The sequence below is a fragment of the Granulicoccus phenolivorans DSM 17626 = NBRC 107789 = JCM 15570 genome, from assembly GCF_000423085.1.
Classification (GTDB): domain Bacteria; phylum Actinomycetota; class Actinomycetes; order Propionibacteriales; family Propionibacteriaceae; genus Granulicoccus; species Granulicoccus phenolivorans.
The window spans coordinates 23,685-39,913 of sequence record NZ_AUHH01000042.1; the positions used below are offsets into that span (position 1 = coordinate 23,685).

17 protein-coding genes are annotated in these 16,229 nt (G+C 71.5%); 6 read left to right on the top strand and 11 right to left on the bottom strand.

All coding sequences use genetic code 11. The features are described 5' to 3' along the window. Positions 1–14: 14 nt before the first annotated feature. The 5 genes from G531_RS23090 to G531_RS0115195 all read left to right on the top strand — a co-directional run bounded on the left by G531_RS23090 (position 15) and on the right by G531_RS0115195 (position 6,573). A complete protein-coding gene (locus G531_RS23090) occupies positions 15–2,375 on the top strand; it encodes a DEAD/DEAH box helicase (protein WP_081684170.1) in 2,361 nt (786 codons plus the stop codon). 110 nt (positions 2,376–2,485) lie between these two features. Continuing rightward, a complete protein-coding gene (locus tag G531_RS0115180; protein WP_026927890.1) occupies positions 2,486–3,346 on the top strand; it encodes a helix-turn-helix transcriptional regulator in 861 nt (286 codons plus the stop codon). 169 nt (positions 3,347–3,515) lie between these two features. Continuing rightward, positions 3,516–4,904 carry an MFS transporter gene (locus tag G531_RS23095; RefSeq protein WP_211221871.1) on the top strand — a complete coding sequence of 463 codons (1,389 nt, stop codon included), beginning with the start codon at positions 3,516–3,518 and terminating at the stop codon, positions 4,902–4,904. 91 nt (positions 4,905–4,995) lie between these two features. Further along, positions 4,996–5,751 carry a trimeric intracellular cation channel family protein gene (locus tag G531_RS23100; RefSeq protein ID WP_245630425.1) on the top strand — a complete coding sequence of 252 codons (756 nt, stop codon included), beginning with the start codon at positions 4,996–4,998 and terminating at the stop codon, positions 5,749–5,751. Positions 5,752–5,811: 60 nt separating this feature from the next. Continuing rightward, a complete protein-coding gene (locus G531_RS0115195; protein ID WP_145978588.1) occupies positions 5,812–6,573 on the top strand; it encodes a Pr6Pr family membrane protein in 762 nt (253 codons plus the stop codon). A gap of 160 nt (positions 6,574–6,733) precedes the next feature. On the opposite strand, the gene G531_RS0115200 is transcribed toward G531_RS0115195, so the two are convergent. From G531_RS0115200 to G531_RS23110, 4 genes are all read right to left on the bottom strand, one after another. Next, positions 6,734–7,225, bottom strand: coding sequence for a pyridoxamine 5'-phosphate oxidase family protein (locus tag G531_RS0115200; protein ID WP_211221872.1), 492 nt, complete (start codon positions 7,223–7,225; stop codon positions 6,734–6,736). A 107-nt stretch (positions 7,226–7,332) separates the two neighbouring features. Then, a complete protein-coding gene (locus tag G531_RS0115205) occupies positions 7,333–7,746 on the bottom strand; it encodes a PaaI family thioesterase (protein ID WP_026927893.1) in 414 nt (137 codons plus the stop codon). Then, the gene (locus tag G531_RS23105) at positions 7,743–8,717 is read right to left on the bottom strand and encodes an SDR family NAD(P)-dependent oxidoreductase (RefSeq protein WP_081684171.1); all 975 of its coding nucleotides are present in this window, start codon (positions 8,715–8,717) and stop codon (positions 7,743–7,745) included. The genes G531_RS0115205 and G531_RS23105 overlap by 4 nt, the downstream gene beginning before the upstream one ends. After that, positions 8,714–9,829, bottom strand: a complete 1,116-nt coding sequence (locus G531_RS23110; RefSeq protein ID WP_051215574.1) for an alpha/beta fold hydrolase — start codon at positions 9,827–9,829, stop codon at positions 8,714–8,716. The genes G531_RS23105 and G531_RS23110 overlap by 4 nt, the downstream gene beginning before the upstream one ends. A gap of 135 nt (positions 9,830–9,964) precedes the next feature. Here G531_RS23110 and G531_RS23115 point away from each other — a divergent pair, with 135 nt between their 5' ends. Then, positions 9,965–10,552: a TetR/AcrR family transcriptional regulator gene (locus tag G531_RS23115; protein WP_051215575.1), complete on the top strand. Its 588-nt coding sequence runs from the start codon at positions 9,965–9,967 to the stop codon at positions 10,550–10,552. Positions 10,553–10,603: 51 nt separating this feature from the next. On the opposite strand, the gene G531_RS26190 is transcribed toward G531_RS23115, so the two are convergent. The 7 genes from G531_RS26190 to ssd all read right to left on the bottom strand — a co-directional run bounded on the left by G531_RS26190 (position 10,604) and on the right by ssd (position 15,658). Beyond that, positions 10,604–10,984 carry an Rv3654c family TadE-like protein gene (locus G531_RS26190; protein ID WP_035759242.1) on the bottom strand — a complete coding sequence of 127 codons (381 nt, stop codon included), beginning with the start codon at positions 10,982–10,984 and terminating at the stop codon, positions 10,604–10,606. 2 nt (positions 10,985–10,986) lie between these two features. After that, the gene (locus tag G531_RS26195) at positions 10,987–11,367 is read right to left on the bottom strand and encodes a TadE family type IV pilus minor pilin (RefSeq protein ID WP_051215576.1); all 381 of its coding nucleotides are present in this window, start codon (positions 11,365–11,367) and stop codon (positions 10,987–10,989) included. Positions 11,368–11,449: 82 nt separating this feature from the next. Further along, complete coding sequence (locus G531_RS24815; RefSeq protein WP_051215577.1) at positions 11,450–11,731, bottom strand: DUF4244 domain-containing protein; 282 nt, start codon at positions 11,729–11,731, stop codon at positions 11,450–11,452. Positions 11,732–11,890: 159 nt separating this feature from the next. After that, on the bottom strand, positions 11,891–12,679 hold the full coding sequence (locus tag G531_RS0115240) for a type II secretion system F family protein (protein ID WP_026927895.1): 789 nt from the start codon (positions 12,677–12,679) through the stop codon (positions 11,891–11,893). After that, positions 12,676–13,467, bottom strand: a complete 792-nt coding sequence (locus G531_RS26200) for a type II secretion system F family protein (protein ID WP_051215578.1) — start codon at positions 13,465–13,467, stop codon at positions 12,676–12,678. The genes G531_RS0115240 and G531_RS26200 overlap by 4 nt, the downstream gene beginning before the upstream one ends. Next, positions 13,464–14,618 (bottom strand): TadA family conjugal transfer-associated ATPase, encoded by a 1,155-nt coding sequence (locus G531_RS0115250; RefSeq protein ID WP_026927896.1) that lies wholly within the window; start codon positions 14,616–14,618, stop codon positions 13,464–13,466. Before G531_RS0115250 ends, G531_RS26200 begins: the two co-directional genes overlap by 4 nt. Beyond that, complete coding sequence (gene ssd / locus G531_RS0115255) at positions 14,618–15,658, bottom strand: septum site-determining protein Ssd (protein WP_162143185.1); 1,041 nt, start codon at positions 15,656–15,658, stop codon at positions 14,618–14,620. Before ssd ends, G531_RS0115250 begins: the two co-directional genes overlap by 1 nt. Positions 15,659–16,229: the final 571 nt, after the last annotated feature.

A 16,229-nucleotide genomic window follows, 5' to 3' on the forward strand; every position in this document is an offset into this window, starting at 1 on the left:
GCAGCCTTGGGGGCATGAGTGTTCCGGACTGGCTGCGCGCCGACCCGCGGGTCCGCGGGTGGCAGCACCGTCCGGCGCGCCCCAGGGTCTGCGGCACCTGGCCGAGCTGGCTGCCCGAGCCTGTCCGCACGGCGGTGGCGGCGACCGGGATCGACGCGCCGTGGGAGCATCAGACCCGGGCCGCCGAGGCGGCCCACGCCGGCCGGCACACCCTGCTGGCCACCCCGACCGCCTCCGGCAAGACGCTGGCCTACCTGCTCCCGGTCCTGGCCGCCACCTGGGGCGGGACGCCGACCAGCGCGCCCCCGGCCGGCGAACGGACCAGGGCCGATCGGGTCCGGGAGCTGTTGTCCCGGCCGCACACCGCCCTCTACCTGGCCCCGACCAAGGCGCTGGCCCACGACCAGGTCGCCAGCTGTCGCCGGCTGGTCGAGGGGGGCCTGGAAGCCTGGCGAGTGGGTCCGCTCGACGGGGACTCGACCACCGCGGAGCGGGAGTGGGCGCGCGATCACGGCACCTATCTGCTGTCGAATCCGGACATGCTGCACCTGTCGATCCTGCCCAACCATGCCCGGTGGGCGGGGTTCCTGAGCCGCCTGCGGTATGTGGTCATCGACGAGGCCCACCGCTATCGGGGCCTGTTCGGTGCGCACGTGGCCCAGGTGCTGCGTCGGCTGCGCCGGATCTGTGCCCACTACGGGGCCGATCCGGTGCTGCTGGGCGCCTCGGCGACGATGCCCGCGGGGGATCGGTTCTTCGCCGACCTGATCGGGGTCGATCCGGCCGCGGTCGAGGTGATCGACACCGACACCGCTCCGCACGCCGCGCTCGACTTCGCCCTGCTGGAGTGTGCCGACGACCTGACCGCCGACACCGCCGACGTGTTCGGCCGGTTGGTCGCCGGCGGCGCCCAGTCCTTGTGCTTCGTCGGGTCCCGGGTGGGGGCGGAGTTGGTGGCCGAGCGGACGCGGCGACTCACCGACACCTCGGTGCTGGCCTACCGAGCGGGGTATCTGCCCGCCGAACGGCGGGAGTTGGAGCGCGAACTGAAGGCCGGTCGGGTCCGTGGGGTCGCGGCCACCAACGCGCTGGAGCTGGGCATCGACGTGTCCGGCATGGACGCGGTGGTGGTCTCCGGATTCCCGGGACGGCTGTCGGCGCTGTGGCAACAGGTCGGGCGGGCCGGCCGCAGCGGGCGGGACGCGACCGCGGTGCTGGTGGGCCGACCCGATCCGCTGGACGCCTGGCTGCTGGACCATCCCGACCAGATCTTCACCGGCCCCATCGAGGCGACCGCGCTGCACCCGGAGAACCCACGCGTGCTGGGGCCGCATCTGGCCGCGGCCGCCCAGGAACTGCCGGCCGATGCGACCGACCGGCGCTGGTTCGGCCCGCGCACGGTGGAGTTGCTGACCCAACTGGCCGACGAGGGGGTGCTGCGGCGTCGGCCCGGCGGGTGGTACTGGACCCATCCGGCACGCGCGGTGGATGCGATCGATCTGCGCGGCCTGGGCGGCGCGGTGCCGATCGTCGACCGGGCCTCCGGTCGGGTGATCGGTGAGGTGGACCAGCACGCCGCCGACCGCACCGTCCATGAGGGCGCGATCTACCTGCACCAGGGCGAGCCCTGGCGGGTCGTGGAGTACGCCGCCGAGGCCGCGTTCGTCGAACCGGCGCCGCGTGCCGGGTTCTGGACCCAGCCGAGTTCGAGCACCGACATTCGCATCCTGAACGAGATCTCGCGCCGTCGGTTGGGAGCCGGCCGGATCACCTTCGGGGAGGTGGAGCACAGTTCACAGGTGACCGGGTATCTGCGCCGCGACGAGCGCACCGGCAAGGTCTGGGATTCGGCGGCGCTGGATCTTCCGCTCCGGCGATTCAGCACCCAGGCGGTGTGGTGGACGCTGCCGGAGTCGGCGTACGCGGGGCTGGGGCTGGATGCCGCCGCCGTGGCGGGGGCTGCCCATGGCGCCGAGCATGCCGCGATCGGGCTGGTGCCGATGTTCGCTCCTTGCGACCGGTGGGACATCGGCGGGGTCTCCACGGTGCACCATCCCGACACCGGCCAGTGGACGGTGTTCGTGCATGACGGTGCCGCCGGCGGGTCGGGATTTGCCGCGGCGGCGTACGAGGCGGTGGCCGACTGGCTCACCGCGACCTGGGACCGGCTGCGCCGCTGTCCCTGCAGCAACGGCTGCCCGGCGTGCGTGATCTCCCCCAAGTGCGGATCGGGCAACCAGGTCCTGGACAAACAGGCCGCGACCGCATTCCTGGGGCTGTTCGTCGCGCCGGCCCGCACCTTCCTCCCCGAACCCCACCCCCAACCGGGGTCGGCGCCGGGTCGCGCCGATCCGATCGACCTCACCGCGTCCTGACCCGGCCGACGGGGACAGGTAGGCCCGATCACATTTGCGTCATTTCGAGAAATCGGGGCGGATTTCGGGTGAAATGGATTCAATCGGACCATCTGCCCGCCGGAGTTGTCATGCGCGAAGCCAGCCACCCGCTGCATCGGGCCGACGACCGCGAACTCGTCCGAAGTTCCCTGCGCGCGATGGGCTCCAAGCCCTTCGTCGACATCCTGTTCGGTGGTCTGGTCGACAACACCGGGCTGGTGATCAACGTCCAGTTCGGGGCCAATACCCGCATTCTGATGGGGCATCGCGTGCGGGCCGGTGAGGGCCTGGGTGGCAAGTCGATGCAGCAGGCCCGACCGGTGGGAGTCAGTGACTATTTCGAGGCCCAGGACATCACCCACATCTTCGACGACATCGTCCGGACCGAAGGGTTGTGCACCCTGGTCGCCATCCCGGTCCTGGTCGAGGACCGGGCGCGCGGCGTGCTGTACGCCGGGACCCGCAACCGCTTCGATCTCGGTTCGGCGGTGTTGCGGGAGTTCCAGCAATCGGCGTCGCTGATCAGCTACGAGCTGCGCGTGCGCGACGAGGTGGACCGGCGGATCAGCATCCTGCGGATCGCGGAGAACGAGGGGCTCAGCCGCGACCGTGAGGTGTTGGACACGCTGCGGGAGAACCTCGCCGAACTGATCTCGATCGCCCGGCTCACCGACAACCCCGAGCTGACCGCCAGCCTGACCACCATCGCCGCCCGGCTGGGCGAAGCCGGCGCCGGCGAACCGGCCCCCGATGCGCCACGGCTGTCCAAACGCCAACTCGATGTGCTGCACCAGGTCGCCCTGGGGTGCGAGTACGCCGAGGTCGCCCGGCGGCTCGGGCTGCAACTGGTGACCGTGCGCAGCTATATGCGCGCCATCATGGCCAAGCTGGATGCCTCCAACCGCGTCGAGGCGGTGGCGGTGGCCCGCCGACACGGCCTGCTGCTGTAGCCGCGGCGGGTCCGGCGGACCACCCCGACCGAAAGCGACCCATCGGTCGAAAAAGTGACCAATTGTTCGTAATTACGTCCTTCGGGACGTATTCAGACCTCCCACGGTTCTCGAACACTGGTGTTGTGCACGCAGGCGTGCCCTTCATCCGGAGTCAAAGGAGACCCCCATGACCACAACCGGCATGACCACAACCGGTCAGCCGCGCAAGCAGCCGTCGATGGCTCGCGTCGCCGCCGCCACGACCATCGGGACCACGATCGAATACTTCGACTTCTTCATCTACGGCACCGCTGCCGCCCTGGTGTTCCCGACCGTGTTCTTCCCTGCCCTCGGTGCCGCCGCCGGCACCGTGGCCTCGTTCGCCACCTTTGCCGTCGCGTTCTTCGCTCGCCCGCTCGGGGCGATCATCTTCGGCCACTTCGGTGACCGGATCGGACGCAAGCGCGCCCTGGTGACGACACTGCTGATGATGGGGTCGGCCACCGTGCTGATCGGCCTGCTGCCGCCGAGCACCGCGATCGGCATCTGGGCGCCGATCCTGCTGGTCGCGCTGCGCTTCGTGCAGGGTCTGGCCGTGGGCGGGGAATGGGCCGGTGCCGCGCTGCTGGCCGCCGAGTACGCGCCACCGAAGCTGCGCGGCTTCTTCTCCTCCCTGCCGATGCTCGGCCCGGCGATCGGTTTCGGGCTCGCCAGCGCGACCTTCCTGGTCACCAACATCGCCCTGGGCGACAAGTCCGACGCGTTCGTCTCCATCGGCTGGCGTGTGCCGTTCGTGTTCAGCGCCCTGCTGGTGCTGATCGGTCTGTGGATCCGGATGAGCATCGAGGAGACTCCCGTGTTCCGGGCCGAGCTCGATCGCACCACGGCCGCCCCCCAGGCCAAGAAGCTGCCCGTCCTGGAGGCCCTGCGGCTGCGCTGGAAGGAGATCGTGCTCGGCGGCATGGCCTTCAGCGGACTGTTCGCCTTCTTCTACATCGGCACCTCCTTCCTCACCTCCTACGGGACTGCCACGCTGCACCTGCCGCGCAACGAGGTGCTCGCCGGCGGCATCGTCGCGTCGGTGTTCTTCGCGATCGCCACGGTGGGCTCCGGCTGGGTGTGTGACCGGGTCGGCCGCAAACGCGCCCTGGTCGGCGCCGGCATCATCGGCCTGGTCTGGGCCCTGGTGATGTTCTCGGTGCTGGACGCCGGCGGGAGTGCCGAGCGCGGCAGCGCGGTGATGTTCACCATCGGCCTGTCGATGACCCTGGTCGTGGTGGGCTTCATGTTCGGCCCGGCCGGTTCCTTCCTCCCCGAGTTGTTCCCGACCCGGTTCCGCTACACCGGTGCGGGCATGGCGTACAGCCTCGGGGCGATCCTGGGTGGCGCGGTGCCGCCGATCGTTGCGGTCAGCATCGTGGCGGCCTACGGCGGCTTCGGGGTGGGCCTGATGTTGGCCGGCATTGCCGCGGTCAGCGTGATCACCACCATCGCCCTGCGGGAGACCCGGGGCAGCGATCTCGACGCTGCCGAGCACCGCGAGCCGGAGGCGGCCCTCTCGCCGGCCGCGCGGTAACAGTCGGCACGCCCGGCCGACTCGGCAACGGGGCGGATCATGGCTCAGCCACGATCCGCCCCCGTTCGCGTTGCTGCGTATCCTGAGCCCCGTGACGGTGACTGCGACTGCGAATGACGTGTTCTACATCGTCGACCTCGGCGGGGTGTTGGCCAACGGCCTCCTCGGCGGCACCCTGGCCCGCACCATGCGGATGGATCCGGCGGGCTTCGTGGTGCTGGCCATCATCTCCGGTCTGGGGGGTGGCTTTCTGCGCGACATCTCGCTGCAGCAGGGTTTTCCGGCGGCGCTGACCACGCCGGCGTACCTCATCGTGGCGTTGATCGCGGCCGGGATCGCCTTCGTGGTGCACCTGGAGCGCAAGTGGGCCCAGTGGCTGCTGGCGGTGATCGACGCGCTGGCCCTGGGCTGTTGGGCGGCCACCGGCACCTCGAAGGCCCTGGTGGCCGGACTGGACTGGCTGCCGTCCATCATGCTCGGCATTCTCACCGCGGTGGGTGGCGGAATGATCCGGGACGTGCTCGTCGGCCGCGTGCCCGCGGTCTTCGGCGGCAGCACCCTGTACGCCACCAGCGCGCTGATCGGCAGTGCGATCATGGCGATCTGTCAGAGTCAGGGACAGTCGACCCTCGGCATGGCCCTGTCCATCATCATCGGCGGCGGCTTCTGCCTGGTGGCCCGCTGGCGCCACTGGCGACTGCCCGAGCCCGTGGACCTGCGCCTGCCGCGCCGCACGCTGACCTGGCCGACGCGCCTGCGGCGCAGCGATTCGGGGGATGGGTCCCGCTCGCGGGCCGAGGGCCGCGACGACATCGGCGACGAACCCGAGGGCGACGAACCCCGTTGATCGGCCGCCGTGCGGACACCCCCGCCACCCGGCTCGTCGGCCCCGGATAGGCTCACCTGCGTGACTTCCCCGGCCCACGCCCCTGCGGCCGCGGGGCCGCGTACCTCGTGGCGCCGCCGCTGGGTGCTGTTCAACCTGCTGATGGCCCTGTTCGCGCTGATCTGGGTCACCGTGCACAACATTTTCTGGGGCACTCCCCCGCCGCCGGATCAGGAGCCGGGCCTGTTCCCCGAACGGTTCAGCGCCGCCGAGCGGCTCGCCGACCAGTTCAGCTACTTCACCGTGTGGAGTGCGACGCTGGTCGCGCTGGCGATGGCGCTGATCCTGGTCCGGCCCGGGACCCGCAGCCGGGTCATCCGGGTGCTCCACCTGACCTCGCTGGTGATGATCACGATCACCGGATTGGTCTACTGGACCATGCTGGCGGCCACCTCGACCGACCTGCTCTCGGTCGGCAATCTTTCCCTGCATCTGTTCACCCCGGTGGTGACGCTGCTGACCTGGCTGGTGGCCGGCCCGGCCGGATGGCTCGAACTGCGGCTGCTGCCCGGCATTCTCGTGGTGCCGGCCCTGTGGCTGGTCTTCACCTTCGTCCGGGGCGCGATCCTGGGCGTGTATCCCTATGGCTTCATCAATCTGGTCCGGGTCGAGCTCGGCGAGGTGGTCCGGTTCGTGGCCCAGGTGCTGGGGGTCGCGGTGGTCCTCGGTGCGGCGTACTGCCTGATCGACCGGGTCCTGCCGGGCCGGGCCCGTGCGCGGGCCGGTCGGATCATCCGCGCGGTGACCGAGCGTACGCCGGTGGGTCGGCGGACGACCGAATAACGGTGGCGTCCCTGACCGGGCGGGCCCAGCCAGGGACGACGGCCGGCACACCATTTCGACCCACGTGGGGACTACTCACGAAGGCCGGTCCGACGACGATCGTCGCACCGCGGCGCGACGAATGCAAGGACCCACCCGGGTAGGCCCGCGCCGGAGCGCCTCAGTCCACTCCGGTCAGCGCGCCCATCCGGATCGGGATGATCCGCTCGATCGTGACGTCGCGGGCCAAGGGCAGGGACTGCCACATCCGCTGCCCGCCCCGGGTGCGCAACAGCGGCCCGACCAATCGGTGGAATCGGTGGACCTCCGCCTCGGTGGAGGGTCGCTGCGGCCCGACGGTGGCGATCATGCGGACCCCCGGCGGCGCGATGAAGCGGCCCTGGAGGAAGGATCTCGCCCACAGCAGGGCCCCACTGTCGACGGCGAGGATCGTCACCCGGGGGTCCCGATCGACGTTCACGGCGAGTCGGGTGTTGAACTTGTCGAAGTAGACCCCGTGCCCCTTCTGCCGTGGCAGGAACGACCCGATCGGGGTCACGTGGGGTGAACCGTCCTCGTTCAGCGAGGCGATACTGCAGTGGAACGTGCTGCGGATGGTGCGGGGCACCAGCCGGCGGACCAGCGCCCACTCCTCGTCGGTGATCTCCATCATCTGCTCCTCCTCGAGGGCGTTGCCCGCCCTCGGCGATCGACATTGATTCGGCCTTGATGTTGATCTCGCCGTCGTGGTGACGGCGCTGCGTGCATCATCCTGGTGAACTAGCGGGTCATCCTGGCGACCGTGCCCGATCCGACAGCGCACAGGTAGTCCTCGCCGGCACTGCGGACGTGGATCGCGACCTGGGTCGCGGCCGTCCTGGAGGTGCTGCCCTGGATGGAGGCCCGCGCGATGAGCCGCTCCCCCTGCGCCGGACGCAGATAGGTGATGCTCACGCCGGCGGTCAGGATATCGGTGCCGAGCAGGTAGCCTCCAGCGAACGTGAGTGCGTTGTCGGCCAGATAGCACAGGATGCCGCCGTGGACGTACCCGTGCTGTTGGAGGAACTGCGGTTGCACCGGGAGTTCCAGCACAGTGCCCGCCTCGTCGTACTGGCTGATCACCGTCCCCAGCGCCGCACTGAACGGCTGGGCCGCCAGCACCTGTTGCGCAACGTCGAGAGTCGGGGCAGTCATGAGTGGTGTCCTGGTGTCATCGGAGGCGTCCTTTCGTCGGTCCAGCGGGCTGGGTGAAGTCCGAGCCTCGGGGGTGCTTCGCGGGCCGGTACGCCGGCATCGGTCCAGGCCCACGGCGGATCACCGATCGCGACTTGGGTGACTGCCCACAGCCGGTCCCGTTGGGCGGCGTTGCGAGCGGCCCGGGGCAGCGGCACCGGGTGCAGGCGCTCATCGACGTAGCTGTCGGCACCCCGGGCGTGGCGTGGGGCGGCCAGGACCAGCTGGGCGTACACCCCGGCGATCTGCTCCGGCCGCGCGGCCAGGTGGTTCTTCGGTGCGTACAGGGCTCGGAGCAGGCGAGGTTGGGCGGCCAGCCGGACGGGGTCGAGGCGTACCGCCGGGACGCGCAGACAGCTGACATCAAGGACGTCACCGACGCGTTCGGCGAGGGTGACCGCGGTCATCACCTGGGCGAGCTTGGCGTGGTAGTACGCCCGGGTGGGGGTGAACCATGTCGGCTGATCGAGTTCCTCGAACCGGATCGCGAGCCGGGGCATGGTCACCAGCCCCTTGCTGGCAACGAACACCACCCGGGGTTGCGGTGCGGCAGCGAGGGCGGGGCTCAGTCGGGCGGTGAGTTCCACCGGTCCGAGATGGTTGGTCGCCCAGAACAGCTCGTGTCCGGCGGCAGTGATCCGCGCGGTGCGGACGGATTGGTCGAAGACGGCGGCGTTGTTGATCAGCGCGTCCAGCGGACCGGCCGCCACGATCTGCTCGGCCGCCGCACGGATGCTCGCCGGTGCGGCGAGGTCCAGTTCGACCGGTTCGATGCGCGCCTGCTGGTCCTCGGGCAACCCGGCGTACGCGGCGCGGGCCCGGTCGAGATCGCGGCACAGGGCGAGCACCTGGTGCCCCGCACCCGCCAGCGCCGTGGCCGCGCGCAGCCCGATCCCGATGTTGGCACCGGTGATGGCGATCCGTCGGGTCATCGTGCGCGCCCTCCCGCGCCCGGCGACCCGCCGAGCGATCGGGACGTGGCGACCCGGTCGGCCAGCCGCACCAACGCCGCGACGTACTCCTCGGTGCGAGCGAAGTGGACGTCGTGGGAACTGCGCACCGGCAGCGTCACGTTGTCCCCGAGCAGGCCCTCCACTCGCGCGAGATCATCATCGCTGAGCGCCGCGAGCAGGTTTCCGTCGCGATCGTGGCGGGTCGGCATCGCTTTCACGAACGTGGTCGGGCAGGCCACCGCAGCAAGGGTGGCGCCCTGGTCGAAGCCTCGCAGCCACGTGCTGTCGGCGAATGTGCCGGTGAACCGGAGATCGAAGGGGTGACTCATCGTCTCCCAGATCCGGTTGATGTTGACCCCGGCCCACCTGATCACCGGCAGCCTGGTGGGGTCGGCCCGGCGCTGCCGAACAACGCTGCGGGTGAACAGTGTCCAGAAGGGCCCGAAGAAGCGCTTCCAGTAGCTGCGGGGCATGTACCAGCAGACCCAGTCCCGTTCGGCATCCTGGGCGAGGAAGTCGACCGCGTTGGCCCAGGCGTCGACGTAGACATAGGTCTTCGCGATCCGGTCCGGCTCGGTGGAAAAGAACGGCGAGTCCTCGAACAGGACCCCGTACACCAGCTCGGGTCGCCGCGCCGCAATCAGCGCTCCCACCAGGCCACCGGAGGAGTGCCCGGCGACCACGGCCGGGCCGCCGAAGACCTGCTCGATGACAGCGGCCAGGTCATCGGCGATCCGGACGGCGGTGTAGTCGTCCGGATTCCAGGTGCTCCGGCCGTGACCGTGCACGTCGACCACCACGACGTGGTAGGTGCCGATCAGCCCCGGGAGCGCCTTGGGGTACTCCTGCCACACGGTTCCCTGCCCCGGGATCAGCAGCAGCGGCATGCCTCCGGTCGGCCCCTCGGCGATGTTGAGCTCGAGACCATCGCGGATGCGGACCCGCCGCTCTGCGAACCCGAGTCGGTGGGCTTCCTGGACGTGCTTGGTGAAGTAGTCCCTGGTGTGCTTCACCGCGAGCCGGGCCCGCACCACGAAGACCAGAGTCGTGCAGACCACGGAGACGATGACGTTCAGCAGCACGAGATTCATCGCCGGTCACCTCGCCGGATGGGGCCGGTCGTCAGGACGGTTCGCATGATTCCCCCTGGGGGCTCGATAGCGTACGCGAGCATAACAAAATTTCTGTTACACTTCTAGGGTGAGTTCGCGTATGAGGGAGAAGTGATGACTCCGGGACGGCAGCGATGGCTGGAGGCCGGAGTCGAAGCGCTGGCCGAGGAGGGGGCGGTCGATGCCCTCCGCATCGACCGGATGGTGGAGCGGGTGGGGTTGTCGACCGGCTCCTTCTACTACCACTTCCAGGGCATGCCCGGTTTCAAGAAGGCCCTGCTCGCGCACCTCGAGGAGGTGCAGACCGCCGGATTCGCTGACCTGATCGCCGCCACCCCGGTGGATCCCGGCAATGCCGCCCACTCCGCGGCCAACCTGATCGAGACGCTCGCGGCCGCTCGGGCCGGCTACCGGCGCCCGCGACTGGAGGCGGCGCTGCGTGCCTGGGCGCTCACCGATCCGGACGCCGCCCACGTCCAGGCCCGGATCGACGAGTCCCGGCTGGAGACGATCCGGGCGGTCTGGCGCCAGGTCACCACCGATGAGGAAGAGGTACGCCTGGGCGCACTGCTGCCCTACGTGATCGCCATCGGTGCCAGCGCCATCATGCCCCCGCTCAGCGATGACGACCTGGACCGCCTCTACCAGCGCATCATCAGTCTCACCCCGCCGGGTGCTTCGGAGAGCGAAACACTGCGGTGACGCCGTGCGGGTCCGCTCATCCCGGCCGCGGGCAGCAGGCCGCGCCCCGGGTCAGCGCGGCGACGGCGCGGGCTGCAGGGTGCCGGCGTACGCCCGGGCGCTGACCTCGGCGGGCAGCCCGGCCGGGCGCGGTCGTACGCCGACGGCGACCACGACGGTGATCACATGGTCGACCTCGTCGCCGGCGTACGCACACGACACCAGCCGGGCCCCGTTGCGGGCCGCCACCGGTGCGGCCTGCCGACAGGATTGCGCACCGGGCCAGGCGGCCACGCTGAATGCGACCGCGTCGGCCGCGACCCGGGCCCGATGGGCAGCCACCACATAGCCGACCACGACCGCGGCCACCCCGCCGATCAGCATCGTCAACGCCAGCAGGAGCACGGTCAGCATCGTGCCGCTGCCGTGCTCGCCGCGCCGGTTCGGTTCCATCGCTACTCCCCCGGTTCCAGGTGGACCTGTGCGGTCGCAGCCAGGGGCACCTGCGGGGCGATCCCGCCCAAGGGTCGGGCGGTGACCCGGACCGTGGCCACGATCACCTGCCCCTGCCGGGCCACGGTGACCGTGGCACCCTGCGGCGCTGCTGCGCGGGTGCGCTGGACCGCGGCGGTGTCGCCGCGTGCGCTGTGCCGCGCCGTTTCGCCGGCGGTGTCCAGGCACCGGGCCTGCAGCATCAGCACCGACACCAACCAGGCCAACCCGACCACTCCCATGGCCACGACGGTCAGTCCCACCGCGAGTTCGGCGGTGACCATCCCCCGATCGCCGCGGCCAGACCCACTCGCCGACGCCGATCGCGTCCCGGTGCTGTCCATACGTCCCTCCTCCGGGGCGCCGACCCGGGCCGGGGTCGCCCATTGCGGGCGGCCCCGGGCCCGAGGGTGCCGTGCGGTCGGATCAGTTGTTCATGCCGCTGACGGTCCGGATGATCCACATGATCAGCTCGATCAGCAGCTGCTGGATCGTCGGATCGCTGAGGACCTTGATCAGCACGCCGGCGAAGCTCACCGCGGCAACGGTGCCGACGGCGTACTCGGCGGTGGACATGCCGCGCTCGTCGCGGGTCGGCGGGCCGGTCACCTCGAGGTCGGCCGGGGCCTGCGAGCCCAGCTCCGCGAGGCGGCAGGTCGTGGGGTTGGTGCCGGTGATGGCGGTGTGGGACAGGTGCTGCTCGAACATGGTGTATTCCCTTCCTCGGGCCCGCCCGGTGCGGCGGACACCCAGAGGATGGGCGTTGACCGCGATTCCCGACGGCGGCCACCGCCGGCCTGTGGACAGGGCTCCGGCGGCCGGACGACTGTGCACAACCACCCGGGTAACCCGCCCGGCTTCCCCGGGTCACAGCATGGCCAGAATCAGGCTGCCGACCACCGGAACGACGCCCAGGATCATGAACGCCGGCAGGAAGCAGATCATCAGCGGCGCCACACTGCGGACCCCGACCGTCTTCGCCGCCCGCTCCCGGTGCGCCCGCCGGGTGTGCGCGGACTCCACCCGATGGGTCTGCAGGATCTCCGCCAGCGCCGACCCGGCATCCGCGGACCGGGCCAGATCCCGGGCCACCGCCCGCCACGCTTCCTCCTCCGCCAGCAACCGCCAGGCCTCCCGGTCGTTCATCCCGACCTCGATGCCGGTCAGCACCAGGCCCAGGTCCTCCGCCACCGGGCTCGGCTCCGCGCCCGCCTCCCCGGTGGCCCCCGCAGCCGACAGTGCCTCGGCCACCCGGGCCGTCCCGATCCGCAACGGCAGCCCGGCCTGCAGGGTCGCCGCCAGCAGCCCCAGGGCCTCGGGCAGTTCCAGAACCAGCGTCTCCCGACGCCGCCGGATCCGGTCCGGTTGGATCAGCCCCAGCCCGACGAACCCGGCCGCCCCAGCCAACAGCGCCAGCACGACCGACCAGCCCCCGGGCAGCACCCCTTGTCCGAGCAGCAGCACCGCCACCACCACCGCGGCCGCGACACCACCGCGCACCGGTACCGCCAGCGCCCGTTCCCGCTCGGTCCAGGCCCGCCACCACGGCGGTACGCCGCCGCCGGGCAGCAGCCGCACCGGCCGGTCGGGTGGGACCAGCGCCCAGACGCCCAGCGCGGCCGACCAGATCGCCGCGACCACCAGCAGATCTCTCATCGCGCCGCCACCTTGTTCGCCAGTCGTTCGGTCCACAGCACCCCGAGGCAGGTCAGCCCGATCCCGACCACCAGCCCGAGCTGTCCCGGCAGCGACCCGGTGAGGAAACCGATCGGGTCCCCGCCCAGGGTGTAGCCGAGCCCGATCCCGGCCAGTGGCAGCCCGGCCAACAGTCGACCGGTCATCCGGGGCGCCGCCAACTCTCCGCTGACCACCAGGTCCACCTCGTGATCGGTGCGCAGGGTGTCCGCGACGGTGGCCAGCGTCTCGCCCATCGGGGCGCCGGTGCGGGTGCTGACCTGCCAGGCCCGGGCCAGGCTCTGCAATCCACCCAGCCCCGGCTCGGCGGCCTGCTCGAGCCAGCGCGCCACCGGGTCCCCACCGATCCGGACCAGGGCCGCCGCCGGCGCCAGCACCGGACATTCCTGCGCCGCCGCGGCCAGGGCGCTCTCGGGCACCTTGCCCAGCCGCAGTTCCCCGGCCAGGACCGAACAGGCGTAACTGACCTCGCGCTTGTCCCGCATCGCCCGCCGGGCCCGGTTCCGGTCCCGGATCAGCTTGACCACGGTCGCGGTGACCAGGCCCAGCGCGACCACCGGCGCGAGCGTCCCTGGCCCGCCGGCCAGATAGGTGGCCACGACCAGGGTTCCCACGGCCGCTACCGCCGGCCCGACCGGGCGGGCCGATCGCTTCGGTTCGACCCGCGGCGTGATCCGCCGGGTCCCCGGCAGCGGGGCCCCGAACAGCAGCCACCCGGCCAGCGCGGCACAGCCCATGGCGAGGATCATCGGGTCAGCAGCCTTTCCAGGTCCGCCAGCCCGGGCCCCGGGCGGGCCCCGCCGGCGGCGTCGAATTCGACCGCGGGGACCACCTCGACCAGGTCCCGTCGCCGCTGCACGGTGGCGATGGTGGCGACCCGCCGTCGGCCCTGCCCGTGCGCGGCCCGGTCGCGCTGCAGATGCACCACCACGTCCAGGGCCGCCGCTGCCTGGGCGTGCACCGCGGCCCGGTCCAGGCCGCCGAGGGCGCCGAGGGCTTCCAGCCGGGCCGGTACGTCGTCGGCGGAGTTGGCGTGCACGGTGCCGCAGCCGCCCTCGTGGCCGGTGTTCATCGCGATCAGCAGGTCGCGCAGCTCGGCCCCGCGTACCTCACCCAGCACCAGCCGGTCCGGCCGCATCCGCAGCGCCTGGCGGACCAAGTCGGTGAGCGTGATGCCGCCGGCCCCTTCCGCGTTGGGATGGCGGGCCTCCAGGCGTACGCAATGGGGGTGGTCGGGCTGCAGTTCCCGGGAGTCCTCCACGATCAGCAGCCGCTCGTGCGGCGGAACCAGGCCCAGCAGGGTCGCCAGCAGCGTGGTCTTCCCGGTTCCGGTCCCGCCGGAGATCAGGAACGCCCGCCGCGCGGCCACCAGCATCCGCAGCAGGATCGCGCCGCGCTCGGGCAGGGCCCCGTTGGCGACCCAGTCGGCCAGGCTGAGCCGGTGCCGCGACGGGACGCGCAGCGACACACAGGTCCCCGGCGCGGCGATCGGCGCCAGCACGGCGTGCAGACGGGTCCCGTCGGCGAGTCGGCCGTCGACGTAGGGGACGCCGTCGTCCAGCCGGCGCCCGACCGCGGCGGCGAGGCGGGTCGCCAGGCGGCGTACCTCGGCCTCGGATTCGAAGGTGATCCCAGCGGGTTCCAGCCCGGCACCGCGATCCACCCACACCTGGTCCGGCCCATTGACCAGCACATCGGTCACCCCGGGAGTGTGCAGCAGCGGATCCAGGGCCCCGGCGCCCAGGGATTCCCGGCGCAGCGCCTCGACCGCCGCCATCAGCGCAGCGTCGCTGACCAGCAGGTGCTCCGCGCGCATCGCCTCGGCCACGTCGGCCGGGGTCGGCGTACGCCCCAGCGTGGCCAGGAACGGGCGGATCCGGGCCAGATCGGTGCCCTCCATCACGCCGCCAGCCAGTCCGCGGCGAGCCGGTCACAGGTACGCCGCCAGCGCCGGGAGGCGACCAGATACGGCGGATCGCCCCGCTCGGCGCCGCGCGGCAGCGCCGGATCGTGCCGGGTCCCGGCCAGCAGGGGCAGCCCGAGGGTGTCGGCGATCGTCTCCGGGGACAGGCCGACGGTGCGCCGGTCCCGGGTGATCACCCCGGTGGGGTCCGCGGCCAGCCGCAGCCGGGTCTGCCGCGCGGCGGCCAGGGCCCGGAGCTGACTGCCGACCACCAGCACCAGGTGGGCGCAGTGCCGGATCGCCTCGGTCGTCGCCGGGGACGGCTCCCGGGGCAGGTCGACCAGGACCAGGTCGTGGGTGCGGCCCAATGACCGGAGTACCGCCGCGGTGGCCTCCGGATGGGGGCGGAACACCTGCTCGCGGGGCATCGAGAGCACATCGATGCCCTCGACGGTGATCAACTGCTCCGACAGGTCGCCCAGGTAGCCGTCGGCGTCGCCGAACTGCGGCCACCGCCAGCCCTCGGCGCGCTCGGCCCGCACCAGCAGGTCCAGTCCCCCGCCCAGCGGGTCCAGGTCCACCAGGGCGCAGCGCCGCCCGGCGGCCGTCGCCGCCTGGGCAACGCCGACCGCCAGTGTGCTCGCCCCGACCCCGCCGGAGGCGCCGAGCAGGCCGACCAGCGAACCCGCCGGTTCCTGGCTGCGGCCGGCCAGCAGACCGGTCAGCCATCGCGTCCCCTCGGGCAGCACGATCACGGTCGCATCCAGCGGCGCCGACCAGGCACACAGCCGGGCGTGCGTCTCCGCCCGCCCGACCAGGGCACGCCGGACGCCGGGCAGCAGGCCGGACTCGGCGACCTGCTCGACCCGGTCGAGGCCGATCACCACGACCGCGGTGTCCCGGGCCGGGTCGCTCGCCTCGGCGGTCACCGACACCTCGGCTCCGACGGCGGCAGCACCGGCCTGGACGAGTTCGATCAGTTCGGGGTCGCCGCTGATCACCGCGACCCGGTGGGGATGTGCAGAGTGGTTTTCCATGCCCGAAAGATGGCTGTCCGGCGGCTCGGTGGTGCGCTGTCGGGGCATCTGGGGATAACCCTCGCGACCGCCCGGAACCTGTGAACAGTCATCGAAGGATTCTTCGTGTTTACCTTCCGTTCATGCCCGGAGTGGGGTAGAAAGGAGGCAAGGAATCCTTGCACAACCGCTCGGAACCCACGCGTTGACCAGCCATCATCAGCGGCAGTTGCAGCCACGGGCTTGCCCGGGCCAACACTTCTACCGCGCGCTTGTTAACCGGGCCGGAGGTGCTCCGAGGCACTCATCCCCGGATGGGTGCCTCTTTTCTGTGCCTTCCTGCTCTTCCGGTTCCGGTCAGGCCCGCCCGGTCAAGTCATGTGGAGTGGTGCCTTTGGGGCGTTCGTGGGGCGCGGCTCGCGGGTTCTCCCGCGGGTCCGCGGGTCTTTCATGACGGGTCCGCGGGTCTCCATGACGGCTCGCGGGTCCTCATGACGGCTCGCAGGTCCGGATCCGGCCCGCGGCCCCTGCAGCACCCGCGCCACCGAACTCAACCCGCGCCACCGAACTCAACCCGCGCGATCGCCGGCAG